This is a genomic window from Paenibacillus sp. Y5S-9, assembly GCF_036894235.1.
Taxonomy (GTDB): domain Bacteria; phylum Bacillota; class Bacilli; order Paenibacillales; family Paenibacillaceae; genus Paenibacillus.
Genome location: NZ_CP145887.1, coordinates 2,019,317 through 2,034,114, shown reverse-complemented (window position 1 = coordinate 2,034,114; position 14,798 = coordinate 2,019,317). Strand labels below are relative to the sequence as shown.

Here is a 14,798-nt window from a genome sequence, read left to right as displayed (position 1 = left end):
ATCACGTATGAAGGATGGCGACATACCATAAAAAAACAAAAAAAGCGGCAAGCTCCCGACATACACCGGGACTTGCCGCTTGGCATACATAAAATTAGGATGGTACCGGCGGTGTACCATTACCCTGCAATCGCAGCGGCACAAAAAAATCATGCTCCACTTCACTTGCCGGCAGTGGCCGACTGAAATAATATCCCTGAATCTCGCGGCAATCATTCTGCATCAGAATATCCAACTGACCTTTCGTCTCAATGCCTTCGGCAATCACTTCCATCTTGAGATTCTGTGCCATCGATATAATGGTCGCCACAATGGCTTGATCGCTGTGACTCTCTGTAATGTCCGTCACAAACGAACGATCAATCTTAAGCTTGTGAATCGGGAAATGCTTCAGATAACTGAGTGAACTGTATCCCGTACCGAAATCATCCAGGCTGATCTTGACACCCAGTGCTGTCAGTTCATTAAGAATCGCCGTGGATACGGCTGCATCCATCATCATGCTCTCTGTTATTTCCAACTCCAGATATCGAGCATCCAGCCCTGTCTCCAAGAGTGCATTCTTGACCTGTTCTACCAAGTTGGATTGGTGGAACTGCTGGCTGGACAAGTTAACCGATACCGGAATGAGTGGTCCGCCGCTGGCATGCCAGAGTTTCATCTGCCTGCATGCTTCCCGCAGCGTCCAATTGCCAATCTCATAGATCATGCCTGTCTCTTCTGCAAGCGGGATAAACACATTGGGTGCGAGCAGACCTTTGAGTGGATGGTTCCAACGTATAAGAGCCTCTACACCAATCATGCGGCTATCCTCGGTACGAATCTGTGGTTGATAATACAGGACCATCTCATCACGTTCCAAAGCTTTACGAAGATAACCCTCCAGCTCAATGCGTTCATATAGTTCGGAATCCAGTTGGGCAGTGTAGAATTGGAAACCATTTTTGCCGTTTTTCTTCACTTCATACATGGCGGAGTCCGCATGTTTCAGCAAAGCATCCACGCCCACTCCATGATCCGGATACATCGCAATTCCAATGCTGGCGGTTACGTAAAAGTCGTTCTCCTTCAGTCGATAAGGTAACTGAATGGCTTCAACAATCTGTTTTGCAAGTTCTGCCACTCTTACTTCTGTCGCTTGATCCTGGGTCACAACGAGTGTGAACTCGTCACCGCCCATCCGGGCCAGCATGACATTCTCCATAGCCAAGGGATCAGAAGCTTCTATGGCTTTCATGATCCGGCTGCTGACTTCTCTTAGAAATACATCTCCAATGGAATGTCCCAGCGAATCATTAATCATCTTGAAACGATCTATATCCATCACCATAACGGCAAAAGTATTCCCTTTTTCTGCTGAATCGTGAATCGTACAAGCCAGCACATCATCCAACTTGCGCCGATTGGGCAGCCCCGTCAACGGATCATGCAAAGCTTGGTGACGAATCTTCTCCTGAGCCTGTTTCTCCTCCGTAACGTCTTTGATCAAAATGTGACTTCCCACATGTCTGTCATCAATGACAACAGGAACTACAACAATACTAAGGTCCAGAAGTTCACCCTGCACGTCTTTCATTTTGGCCATGTAGTGCGCCTGCTCCAGCCCATGATCATTCCAATCGATGGAATCAAATTCACTTATCCACTCTATATCGATTTGCTGAGCGATCTCATCAATGGAACGATCCATGACCCCTTTTTCAGGATATCCGGTGATTGTTGTTACAGCAGCATTAATCCCTTTGACAATACCTTCCTTATTCACTGAAATAATAGCATCCGAATGGTTATGATACAGGGCCTGATACCATTGCTCATTCTCATGAATCCGTCGATCTTTCTGTGACATTCGCTGATTGATAAATATGCCAAACAACGTCAAGCCCAAAGCAATAAATGTGCCCGATGCGATCAAGTAGGCGAGAATGCCTGGCTCAATCTGCATACCTGAACTTGCCATCGAGCCATGTGAATGATGGAAATGTGCGGCTGACATCCCGGTATAATGCATACCAGAGATTCCAACACCCATAATAAGACCGCTGCCCATCTTGTAAACCCAGGTATGTCTTGATTGATGATAACGGAAGAAAAACATGAGCCACAATGCCGCAAATGAAGCAAGCGCTGCAATCATAATGGATAACACCACTCTGCCTGGTTCATACGTAACCGGAGTCGACATCGCTGCCATTCCTACATAATGCATCGAGCTGATCCCCACTGTCATCAGTACTCCAGCAATCATGAGCTTGCTTATCTTGCCGGATTGTCTACCCGCAATGTTCAAGGCCACCCCCGATGCGACAATAGCAAGTAGAACAGATAAAACAACCTTACCGGTGGAATAGGAGACTTGCGTAGGCAGAACAAAAGCCAGCATACCTACGAAATGCATGGACCAGATTCCCAGCCCCATCGAGACTGCACCGCAGGTAAGCCATACATTCCGCGCCACCCCGCTAGCCTGACTTACACGGCCTGCAAGGTCAAGGGCTGCGTATGAAGCTAACGATGCAATAATATAGGATAAAATAACAAGTTCTAAGTTGTACGTACCATGTAGGTGCTCCACTCACTCTGTCCTTTCAACCGGGAAATGCCTTGTATGTATGCAAAAATGTAAAAAAGAAGCGAGTGCGCTGTCTGGATGACAGGCACTCCCTCCGCATCATTTGACTCGTGACCACAGACTTAGTTGAAGCCGTTGTCATACATTGGAACCCGTTTATTTGAATGTATATAGTCTAAACGTCCCAGCATTTAAAATCAACACTTATTTCCAGATATACGATGTCGAATAGCTAACATTCTCATATTCTAATTCACAACTGAATATTCTATTTGCGAGTCAGTAACAGACTGCCAAAACCGGAAGTATCTTGATAAGAATTACCTGATGAATCACTCCAGATGGACACACTGCTTCGCTTGCCATCCCCCGCACCATCATCATTAACTTGCAGATCGAATCCAATCCATCTTTGACCTTCAGCACGAACGCTATCTAGTGGGATTGCCACTTCAACTGTATACCCTCCGCTTGTTAATCGGGTAGCCGATTTGAAGCTTTCTTTCCGTGCGTTTCCTCCAAAAGAAGCCTCATTATCAAAATTGACCCGGTACTGAGCGTCATCCTCCTGATAGAATGTTGTCTGATCTTTGCTCGGGTCGATAAAAATCTCGATCGAATCCTGCTCATGTGCATTAGAACTTAATTTGCTTCGCAAAGGATCTTTCACATCTGCCAATACGTACAGGAACTTCTCATCCCATAACAGCTGTGCCGTTGCCGTTGCACCGGAGTTTCCGACCACCCAGACATCCGTTTTAACAGATGCAGCGTTTTTCCAGATGTTATCCTTTTTCGCATCAATTACAGGTTTGCCATAAGTGACCTTGGTTTGTTTCAAGACAGAACCCAGCTTCAGTTTGCCCCGGTTGGCTGGTTTGTCGGGCTGTTGATTGGAAATATCATTCCAAACGATGGTCGCTGTCTTTCCAGCAGCATATTCATCCGTAATCCGAAAATCCAGAGACAAGACTTGGCCTTCGGTAAGTAAAGCAGCTGACATAGGCAGTGATGCGTATACAACATAACCAGTTTTTGTTTCCTGTACGTTGTAAGTATTTTTATCTTTGCCTTTACCGCCATCCCGTTTGAACGTATATTGACCATTTGCAGACGGCGGATTTTTCTTCTTGGCAGACAGATCAGCTTCAGAAGTTGCAGCGCCTGTCCCCTTGACTTCTTCCGCGAGGAAAACCTGCACCTGATCACCTTTACGACGCGTGGTATCCTTCACTTCCACTCGTAAATTCACCTTTTTGGCATCCCACATCATACGAGCCTCACCCGTAACCGTAGATGTACCATCTGCCAGATGATTAATTTCAAGCCCTTTCACAGCACCCCAAAGAATATCTTCCTGTCCTTTGTGATCCGGGAAAGAAGGGCTGGCCTTCAATGCTGTCCATTCATTACGATAGATCGGAAGGGTGGTAGGGTCCACCAGTGCCCAAAATGCCGGTTTTGCTTTTAATTTACGATCAAATAACAATGGTGCATCTTTGCGTCCTTTGACTGGATGATTATCAAGCCATGTACCATCATCCGCAAGTCCCCATACTGTAACACTGTCCATTACGCCGCGTTTTCCCAGCTCATCGAACAGGTCGAACAGTTCACGATAACGGTAAGCTTGTTGCAGCATTAATTCATCTGTGACAGGCATCTCCAGTTCAGAATTGCTTGAATAGATCGAAACGTCCAACTCTGTAACCTGTACATTCACACCAAGAGCGATCACTTTCTCAAAAGCCTCACGAATGAGCTTTACATCCGGTCCGTACATGGATACATGCATCTGGAATCCAACCGCATCAATCGGTGTTCCTTTGGCAAGCAGCTTCTCTACAAGCTTCACCATATCATTCACCTTGTTTCCATTGCCCTCCATTCCATAGTCATTAATCACCAGTACAGCATCAGGGTCTGCCTCACGTGCATATCGGAAAGCCAGCTCAATGTAATCACTGTCATCTCCGTCGCCATCCACATCCCCAATAATATCTCTCCACTTGGAATTACTGGCCTCATTCCGCAAGCCGCCTCCGTCTGAGATGACTTCATTGACAACATCCCATGTATGAACCTTTCCTTTGTACCGGGTCACGATGGTTTGAATATGGGTTTTCATCCGTGCAAGCAACTGTTCCCGCGTGGCAGGTTTCGATGCATCATTTGGATCTGTAAAGAACCAGTCCGGCACCTGACTATGCCATAACAGCGTATGACCTCTGATTTCCATGTCATTTGCTTCGGCAAACTTCACCAGGCGATCTGTCTCTGACCAGACAAACTGTCCTTCCTGAGGTTGCATCGCATCCATTTTCATAAAGTTTCCAGCTGTAATACTATTAAAATGTTTCGTCAACAGCTGGGAATGCGGATCTTCCGCATCCAGTGCAGACTGGTCGATAGCCGCTCCCATTGCATAGTGTTGTCCCACAACATCCACGAGATTCGGAATGTTCGGCTCTATTTCAATTTTTTCGGCTTCCGTAATCAGAACATCATCCACGTAAAAAGTAATCGTATCCGCCGACGTCACTTCCGCTGACGTCTTCCAAGGTGTCTCTGCATACATGCGGAATCCGGTGATGCCGCTATTTTCTCCAGGGATCACCACATCTGCCTCGATTTTTTTCCACTGTCCTTTGTTCAGCGTTGCAGAGGCAAACGTAGCATATTCTCGACTCGATGCGTCGTTATTGTACTCTTTCTCCAGTGAACCGTTAATGACCTGACTGTCCGGTCCTTCATCGTACATGGCCCAAAACGAAATATGAACCGTGCTGCCCTTCTGTACATGGTCTATTACTTCAATTAAGGGTCCATGGAACGTTTCGGTACGGGAAGAGGTTCTCAGGCTGCGTGTACTGTCGTGACCTACTTGCGATACGATATCAAGCTTTTCACTCGCACGTGGACGCCATTGTCCCAACACACCATCTTCAAAATCAGCCTTGAACAGTACTTCATCATCGCCAGTCTTAACGTCCGCAGCCGCAGCACGTGTCCCTCCTGTTCCCACACTTGGGAACAAACTGAAGATCAATACAGCCGACAAGCACAAGCTCCACCATTTTCTCAAATGCATCCGATCTCCTCCTTGGTTCGTTGTTTGTGAAGAATAACCTTTACTCTGCCATGTGCCAGCCCTTTACAAGATCGTTATACAGGATGGATAGATGCTAATGGACAGAAGATTGTAAGCACTTTCATTATACGATTGCCAGTAAACTTTGTTTACCCGTTAAACTATAGGACTTGCACCACTCCATAAACCATATGTTTCCAAATGAGATATAGAACGACAAAAAGCACAGCTTATTAGCTGTGCTTCGTGTAAACATCTTTACTATTTACGTTTTTAGGCTTTTAAGGGTGCTGTCGTCTGACGAATGACCAGATTGGAAGGTTCCGTCACCACAGGAGGAGAATAAGATGGATTCTCGATCATGGCAATCAGATATTCGATGGACTTAATGCCAATGGAATAGATATTCTGATTCACCGTGGTCAACCCCGGTTTGAATACCTCAGCATAATACGTGTTATCGAACCCGACAACCGAGATATCTTCTGGTACACTCAATCCATGCTTTTCAATTTCATGAATCGCACCAAAAGCAGACATGTCTGATGCACAGACAATTCCCGTTGGTTGATCCTGAAGTGCCAGTAATCGTCGGGCAGCCTTGCTTCCTCCGTCGAAGGAATAATCGCAGACTTCCAGATATACCGTAGAATACGGGATGCCGCATTCTCGCAGCCCTTCCCGATATCCTTCCAATCGCAGATTAGCTACGGCAGGTCCTAACGTCCCTGAGATATAGGCAATCTTGCGATGTCCTAGCTCATACAGATGTTTGACACTCATTGAGATCCCGTTCGCGTTATCCGTAGTAATGTACCCGGCACGCTTGCCCAACATATCCGTGTCGATAAACATCGTTGGAATCTCCGCATCCACCAGTTCCTGAATACTCGCGTTTTCTCTGCCTTCCCCGAATACCACAACGCCATCCACATTACGACTGCGGCAATGTTTGATAAACGAGTACGCCGGATCATCGAATCGAGTAGACAACCGGACCAGATCATATCCACTGTTCTCCAGCGCTGTCTTGATCCCCTCCAGCAACTCCGACACAAAAGGGTTCGTAAACGGAACCGTTAACAGTACTCCCACCGTCCATGAACGGCGTTTGACAAGTCCACGTGCGACCACATTGGGTTGATATTTCAATAATTCGATGGCTATATTGACTTTTTTGCGTGTTTTTTCACTTACATCAGGATAATCGTTTATCACTTTGGAAACGGTTGCAACAGATACTCCCGCTTCCTTGGCTACATCATGGATAGAAGCCATCTGATCACCTCAACCTCTTTCAAATCCCCTGTCTCCGGCTGCATTTTCTATAACATCGGCAGGTTTGTCTACCCATTATAGCTTAAAACAGCCTGAAACGGTATGGAAGGTTCCTAATGCTTTTAAGCTCTATTCCTGCTGTTCCAGATTCTTCAAATCCAGAGACAGTTTCTCCATTGTTGTTGCAAATACAGCGAGTTCAGCCGAGCGTGAAGCTTGGCTACGTGCTCCGCGAGACGTATGATCCGACTCCTGCTGCACACTGCTCAGTTTCTTCATGATCTGCTCCAGATTAGACTGAATTTTACCCTGGGCATCCCGGGAACTGGCTGCAAGCTTGCGCACCTCACTAGCGACTACTTCGAAGCCACGTCCGAACTCTCCTGCATGAGCAGCTTCAATCGCTGCATTCAGGCCGACAAGATGACTTTGATCCGATATCTCGCGAATGAGTTCACCCATTTTACCAATCTGCTGGATCTCCCCCGTCAATTCCTTGAGCAGAACCTGTGCCTGATCCTGAGAAGCCGCTGTTTCTTTGGCTACACTTGATATCGCCAGTGCACTTTCATTTAATTCACTAATCATGCCTGTAAGCTCTTGGGTAATCTGCGTAATCGCCTGCAATGTATGTTGTTGGTCATCGGCAAGCTGATGTAACTTTTCTTTTTCTTTCTTCTCATAGGCTTCAAGGACAAGCTGTGAATCCAGATTAAACATTTTGCTGAGCGCTTGAATGACAAGATGCCAGGAATCAGGGATAACCTGTTGGAATATGCTCGTTGCAATATCCAGGTAGACCATATAGGTACCCAGATAATAATCTTCAGACAGACCAATCCGTGAATGCACAAGTCCAATCGCAATCCGTTGCTCAATATATGCGTCATCCACTATTCCGTCAGTCATTGATAACCAGTACATCTTCTGTGTTTCTTTTAGACGATCAATGGTAGAGAATCTTGCGATCAGATCTACCAATTCAGGATAATTTCCCACATGATTGTAGAAATGATCTACCACTTCATTAACGACTTTTTTAAAAACAGGCCGATGATCGGCAAGCAGTTTTAGATCCCCTGCGGTTAATCCCATGTAATCAAGTTGCTTCTGTCTTGTTGCGGAAATACTGCTCATATCTGGTTCAGTCAGCTCCTTAATAAACACTAAATTACTTTAAATTGTAAATATATGTATTGATTATAGACTAAAATACCTAAATATACATATACCATTAGAACTAATTCTCTTTAAAATTAACCTTATTTGTCAGCTTTTTTAGATTAATATGACCTTCATGTAATTAAAAAGGCCCTGACCCTGCTGTGAAGGAGCCTCACAACAGGCATCAGGAGCCTGATCCGGAATGGTTCGTTGCCGATTAGCGGTTAAGCAGACTGCCCACATAACGTAACAGTTCATTCGCGCTGGCTGCGGTGTATCCATGTTCCTCAATTAAGCGTTTAATGACTTCATTCATACGTTTCAATTGGGTTGCATCCGGTGTTTTGGTTGAGGTTGTGATCTTGACGATGTCTTTCAGATCGGTGAACAACTTCTTCTCAATCGCTTCACGCAAACGGTCATGGCTGCTGTATTCGAACTTGCGCTCCTTGCGGGAGTATGCCGAGATTCGGATCAGAATCTCTTCTCTGAACGCTTTCTTTGCATTCTCGGAGATCCCGATCTGCTCCTCAATGGATCGCATTAGACGCTCATCCGGGTCCATCTCTTCATCCGTGAGCGGGTCACGAATCTTGGACCAGTTGCAGAATGCTTCAATGTTATCAAGGTAATTCTCAAATAAGGTCCTTGCCGACTCCTCGAATGAGTACACAAATGCTTTCTGTACTTCCTTCTTGGCCAGTTCATCATACTCCTTGCGTGCAAGAGCAATAAAGTTCAGATAACGCTCCCGCTCTTCCTTTGTGATCGAAGCATGTTGGTCCAGACCGTCCTTGATCGCCCGCAGAATGTCCAACGCGTTAATGCACTGAAGATTTTGCTTGATCAAAGCACTTGAGATCCGGTTAATGACATACCGTGGATCAATGCCGGACATCCCTTCATCCAAATACTCATTTTGCATCTCGCGCAGATCGGCTTCTTTGTATCCTTCCACTTCTTCACCATCATACATGCGCATCTTTTTAACGAGATCCATGCCTTGTTTCTTCGTTTCCTTCAAGCGGGTAAGTATGGAAAAAATGGCTGCAGTCCGCAGGGCATGCGGTGCAATATGAACATGCTTCATGTCACTTTGCTGAATGAGCTTGGCATAGATTTTCTCTTCCTCGGACACTTTCAGATTGTACGGAATCGGCATGACAATCATCCGGGATTGCAGTGCCTCATTCTTCTTGTTGGAGATAAAAGACTTATACTCCGATTCATTCGTATGCGCCACAATCATCTCATCCGCACTGATTAAGGCGAAGCGTCCTGCTTTGAAGTTCCCTTCCTGCGTGAGCGACAGGAGATTCCATAAAAATTTCTCATCACATTTCAACATCTCCTGGAACTCCATTAACCCACGGTTCGCCTTGTTCAACTCCCCATCAAAACGGTAGGCACGTGGATCGGATTCGGAACCAAACTCGGTAATGGTGGAGAAGTCGATACTACCCGTCAGATCGGCAATATCCTGTGATTTCGGATCGGATGGACTGAATGTTCCTATCCCCACCCGATTATCTTCGGAAACAATGACCCGTTCCACCGGCACCTTGCTGATATCACCACCATATTCGGTACGCAGTCTCATCTGGCAAGATGGGCAAAGGTTACCTTCAATCCGGACTCCAATTTCCTTTTCCACTTCAGGGCGAAGCTCCAGTGGAATCAGATGCAGCGGTTCCTCATGCATCGGGCATCCATCAATGGCGTATATGGCACCTTTCTCTGTCCGCGAGAACTGTTCAAGCCCCCGCTTCAGCAGTGTCACCAGCGTCGATTTCCCTCCACTTACAGGACCCATCAGGAGCAAGATCCGCTTACGTACATCCAGACGACGTGCTGCCGAGTGGAAGTATTCTTCAACCAGCTTCTCAATCGAGCGATCCAGCCCAAAGATCTCCTGTTCAAAAAACTTGTACCGCTTATGCCCACCTACTTCTTCCACGCCAAACGATTCAATCATCTCATACACTCTGGCGTGAGCCGTCATTGCCGGAGTCGGGTCCTCTCTCAGCAGTGCAATATAATCTTCAAATGTTCCGTTCCATGTCAAACGGTCACTCTCTGCCCGATGTTCCGCAACGCGTTCAAAAATATTCATGCTTGGTACCTCCCATGGCTCCTTTAGTGTGATTGTCAACCATTCCGAATGGTATGAAGAAATCAATAGAATTGCGGCTCCTGCTTGAATACCAATCTTGCGGTCCTGTGTAGTCCCGCCACCCTCTGTCCAAACGTCTTGTTTTGTTGTGAAAAGTGTATTACATACCTATGCGGCAATTCGGATAAGTTGACCTCTTTTTTTCAATCAACCGCTTCGAATTTTGGCTTTTCCCTGTTCTATCAGACATCTTGTGCCTTCAGAAAAAAAAGAACGAATATGATATAATGAGGGTTCTAAATTCAGGAAACCGGACAACACATGGTCAGAGACAGGCCACTTCAGTAAAGGAGCACGGACGATGGCAGTGCAATACGAAACCGAATTATATTCGCCTGTGAAGGCTTTCTTCGAGCAGCGCGGCTTCGACGTCAAGGCGGAAGTCAGACATTGTGACCTCGTCGGAGTCAGATCGGACCAGGACGAACCACTGATTGTGGAGATGAAAAAAACATTTAACCTCTCCCTGTTGTTGCAGGGCATGCAGCGCTTGAAGCTTAGCCCGTTCGTGTATCTAGCCGTCGAGCGCAATCGTAGCAAACGCGGTGCCGTGAACCAACGCTGGAGCGAACTGACTGCACTATGCAGACAACTTGGTCTGGGGCTGCTGACTGTCACATTTTACAAAACCAAAGCCCCTCTAATTGATGTACTGTGCGAACCTTCCGCTCAGACGCCCCTTACTAGCGCCAATCAATTTGTCCGCAAAAGCGGTGTTCGGCGGAAACGATTGCTCAAAGAATTCGACGAACGCAGTGGAGACTACAATACGGGAGGCAGTACACGAAGACAGCTGGTCACAGCATATCGTGAGAAGGCTTTACGTGTCGCATCCGCTCTACGAACGAACGGAGAAGCCTCCCCGGCCAACCTTGCCAGACAGACAGGCGTAGGTTCTGCAGCAGCGATTCTGCAAAAAAATTATTATGGCTGGTTTGAACGCCTCTCCCGTGGAAAGTATATTTTGACGATTAAGGGAGTACAGGCGTTAACCGAGCATGCACACATGCTTGAGGATAATGATATGATCGAACGAACCATTAATGAACTTGATGTAACGTATTCTGTATCTGATGAAAATAAGGACGACCTTGCACACATCGCTGAAGCAGCGGAGTTTTACTTGAAAAATACAGGCAAGATCTGAACCGAATCATCTGAAGTAACGGATGTGAAAAAAATGAGAATGCAAAAAAACACCTGTAATCTCCACTGGAGACTACAGGTGTTTTGATGTGTTCTATATAGAAGAGTGTTATTAGAATTTTACTGCTACTTCAGAAGCCAATTTCAGACCTGCAGTAACGATTTCTTCAGCACGATCTGCAGAAGCGTTATGTCCTTCAACGATAACCACTTCAGGGTTTTGAATGCCCCACAAGCCGATAACTGTTTTCAGGAAGTTCAGGGACATTTCAGCAGCTGCCATTGGGCCTTCGGAATAAACGCCACCACGTGCGTTAAGCAAAGCTACTTTTTTGTCGCCAGCAAGTCCTACAGGACCTTCAGCAGTGTATTTGAATGTTTTACCAGCTTGGCTCAGGTAAGCAATGTAGTTTACCAATGGAGCTGGAACAGTGAAGTTCCACAGTGGGAATGCAAATACAACTTTGTCAGCTGCCAGGAATTGATCTTGCAATTGCGCTGCAAGTGAAGCTGCTTTTTGCTCGTCAGCTGTCAGTTCAAAACCGTTAGCTGCTTTGTAAGTACCTGTGATAGCAGTGTTACCATAGAATGGGAATTCTGTATTGTAGAGATCCAACTCAGTAACTGTGTCACCTGGGTGGGACTCTTTGTATGCGCTCAAGAATGCATCGTACAATTTAACGCTGACTGCTTGATCTGCAGGACGGTCATTTGCTTTAACAAATAAAATATTAGACATGTTGAATTTTCCCCCGTTAGATAAAATATATGAGTGCTTTTTCTGAACTGGCCACCATTGCAGCTTATATAAAGAAACCAACAACTCATTAATTCATATTATATATAAAAATGTTAGTGGATGCAATAACGTAATCACTTTGGTCATGAACCAATTTTAATTTTTGCTACAAAATCTAATTTTGATCTGACTTAGCTACGAGCCGTAAATTCGGAAATGGCTTCACTGATCAGGTTCATGCCTAGCAGCAATTCATCACGGCCCGGATGGCTAAAGTTCAATCGAATGTAACGTTGATCCTGTACACCTGTGGAGCATAGTGATCCAGGAAGAAAAGATACACCTTTGGGCAAAGCCGCCTTAAGCAGAGCGCCACTATCTAATCCTTCCGGCAACTGTACCCACAGATACATTCCGCCCTCAGGGATATTGTACTGACACCCTTTCCAGCCCGGTCTTTTCAACAGTTCAAGCATCAGTTTGAGTCTTGTCTTATACTCCCGATTCAACATGGATAGGTGATCACTCCAACGAAAAGGGGAATGGGCAAGCAGTTGATATAACAGCCGCTGATTCATCGGACTGGACTGACCATCTGCAATCCGTTTAACCGAGGCCATTGCCTGAATCAGCGCAGGATGTCCAGCGGCCCATCCGGTTCGAAGAGCGGGCGCTACCGTTTTGCTAAATGAACCAATGTAGAGAACATGTCCACCCTGATCGGCGGTATCCAGTGCAAAGAGTGAAGGATATTTACGATAGAATTCCGTTGGCTCAAGGCCATCGAAATGGAGCTCTCCATAAGAATCATCTTCCACAAGCAGTACACCATAGCGCGAACACAGCTCAAGGACAGCCTCCCGCCGTTCCATACTCCACAAAGCACCGGTCGGATTCGAGAAACTGGGTGCAGCAAAAAGCAGCTTCGGTCTAACCTGCTGCATGTGTTGCTCCAAAAGGTCTGGCAATATGCCGTCCCGATCACCCATTACGGGCACAATCTTGGCTCCTTGCATCTCCAGAACCTCAAGACAGCCTGGAGATGTGGGATGTTCAACCAGTACAGAATCTCCGGGCTCAAGTAATAGACGCATCACCAGATCGATGGCCTGCTGGGTACCAGTGGTCAACAGAATCTGCTCGGGTACCGTTCGTATGCCTTTGCGTGCATTCCAGTCTTTGTTCAACCACTCTCTTAGGGGCGTATAGCCTGCTGGCTCTCCATATTGCAATGCGGAGGGGCCTGAACTAAAGACAGACACGGCTGCTTCTTCCAACAATTTGAAAGGAAACAACTCCTCCGCAGGCAATTCTTCTGCCAGAGAAATGAAATAATCCCTGCCAGACATCTCACGTATATCCCTCAGTGGTGATGACAAAAGCCTGTTGGTACGGGAAGCAAAGAAATATTTCATCGATCCGTTCCCCTTTCGTCCCTATTCCGAAACTGTACTCGCAGTCCGCAGCCCTACAACCTATTCCTGCGCGCCATCGAATATGACCGGATGCATACCGAACTGTTGTGATCATGGGAAGAACAAACCTGTTTCGTCAGGATCCCGTCTTCACTTGTCTTGCATGCAAGGCATAACGTTCAATGGCCTGTGCTCTACTGCTTACTTCCAGCTTCACGTATATTTTACGCAGGTAATTATCAATGGAACGTCTGCTAACGTTGATCTCATTCGCTATTTTATCATAGGTTACACCCTGAACAATTCTTTCCATGATAAAAGTTTCGGTTTCTGTTAATTCAATGACACGTGCTTCTGTCGGAGACTCCACAGGTTGCGCCCACTCCGCACTGTTTAACCACGACAATGGAATGGACACATGGCCCTCACGTAACCCAGAGATCAGATGAATCAGCTGGCTAGGGGAAGCCTGTTTGGATAACATGCCGCTTGCACCAAGACTCATCAGATGACGAAACAACTTCACATTGTCTTCATCCGTCAAAATGATGATGTGACTGTGAGCTGACAGATTCTTCATCTGGGCAATATATTGATCTGCCTGACCCTCCGGAAGACGATAATCCATAAGAATCAGATCAGGCTGGTGAATATTCACCAGTTCGAGCCCTTCTGTTCCGGTCGAAGTCATGCCACGTACCGTCAGATCTTGCTGCTCTTCCAAAATCAATTTTGTACCGAGCATGCTGGTGGGGTGGATATCTATGATGACCACCTGCCATACTTTTTTCATTGTTGTTCCCCCTGTTATGTATTGGACAAATAACTTCTAGCTTCTGTCATGATAATTCCATTGTCTATGCGACAGTCCGAGTATAGAAGAAGCATAGGTCGGATTATGTCGAAAAACAGAAAAATACAGGAGGAAGCCGATAAAAAAGCTCTATTTTCACTGTATTTTGTTATAAAAACACCATGACGTCCCTCTTCCCATCCCCGGAAAGGTCAAAATATAGTATAAATTTCCTGCATTTCTATCTAAAAAAGTCGAAAAACCTGCCCAAAGTTCCTACTTATTGCATCTATAAGAAATTGTATCCTAGGACTTCCTTCCGATGCAATCTCTTTTTACTCTATTAAGTAAAGAATTTCATTTTTGCGTAATCAATAGGGGCATGATAGAATGAGGACTGGAAATTTTTTTGTACCTATAAATGACC

The 14,798-nt window shown here is 45.9% G+C and carries 9 protein-coding genes; 1 reads left to right on the top strand and 8 read right to left on the bottom strand.

Annotated features, from left to right (window positions below):
* Positions 1-94: 94 nt before the first annotated feature.
* The 5 genes from V6669_RS09115 to V6669_RS09095 form a co-directional block, all read right to left on the bottom strand.
* Positions 95-2,575 (bottom strand): EAL domain-containing protein, encoded by a 2,481-nt coding sequence (locus V6669_RS09115; protein ID WP_338593059.1) that lies wholly within the window; start codon positions 2,573-2,575, stop codon positions 95-97.
* Between the two features lie 265 nt (positions 2,576-2,840).
* On the bottom strand, positions 2,841-5,663 hold the full coding sequence (locus V6669_RS09110) for an endo-1,4-beta-xylanase (RefSeq protein WP_338593056.1): 2,823 nt from the start codon (positions 5,661-5,663) through the stop codon (positions 2,841-2,843).
* A gap of 273 nt (positions 5,664-5,936) precedes the next feature.
* Complete coding sequence (locus V6669_RS09105; protein WP_338593054.1) at positions 5,937-6,941, bottom strand: LacI family DNA-binding transcriptional regulator; 1,005 nt, start codon at positions 6,939-6,941, stop codon at positions 5,937-5,939.
* A gap of 129 nt (positions 6,942-7,070) precedes the next feature.
* Positions 7,071-8,078 carry a globin-coupled sensor protein gene (locus tag V6669_RS09100; RefSeq protein ID WP_338593051.1) on the bottom strand — a complete coding sequence of 336 codons (1,008 nt, stop codon included), beginning with the start codon at positions 8,076-8,078 and terminating at the stop codon, positions 7,071-7,073.
* 244 nt (positions 8,079-8,322) lie between these two features.
* Positions 8,323-10,218 carry a PrkA family serine protein kinase gene (locus tag V6669_RS09095; RefSeq protein WP_036610009.1) on the bottom strand — a complete coding sequence of 632 codons (1,896 nt, stop codon included), beginning with the start codon at positions 10,216-10,218 and terminating at the stop codon, positions 8,323-8,325.
* Between the two features lie 361 nt (positions 10,219-10,579).
* On the opposite strand from V6669_RS09095, the gene V6669_RS09090 reads away from it, so the two are divergent.
* Complete coding sequence (locus V6669_RS09090) at positions 10,580-11,425, top strand: DUF2161 family putative PD-(D/E)XK-type phosphodiesterase (RefSeq protein ID WP_338593046.1); 846 nt, start codon at positions 10,580-10,582, stop codon at positions 11,423-11,425.
* 111 nt (positions 11,426-11,536) lie between these two features.
* On the opposite strand, the gene V6669_RS09085 is transcribed toward V6669_RS09090, so the two are convergent.
* The 3 genes from V6669_RS09085 to V6669_RS09075 all read right to left on the bottom strand — a co-directional run bounded on the left by V6669_RS09085 (position 11,537) and on the right by V6669_RS09075 (position 14,371).
* Entirely contained in the window at positions 11,537-12,163 is a 627-nt protein-coding gene (locus V6669_RS09085) for an FMN-dependent NADH-azoreductase (protein WP_074094326.1), read from the bottom strand.
* 191 nt (positions 12,164-12,354) lie between these two features.
* Positions 12,355-13,578 (bottom strand): PLP-dependent aminotransferase family protein, encoded by a 1,224-nt coding sequence (locus V6669_RS09080; protein ID WP_338593042.1) that lies wholly within the window; start codon positions 13,576-13,578, stop codon positions 12,355-12,357.
* A 136-nt stretch (positions 13,579-13,714) separates the two neighbouring features.
* Positions 13,715-14,371: a response regulator transcription factor gene (locus V6669_RS09075; RefSeq protein WP_338593040.1), complete on the bottom strand. Its 657-nt coding sequence runs from the start codon at positions 14,369-14,371 to the stop codon at positions 13,715-13,717.
* Between the last annotated feature and the right edge of the window lie 427 nt (positions 14,372-14,798).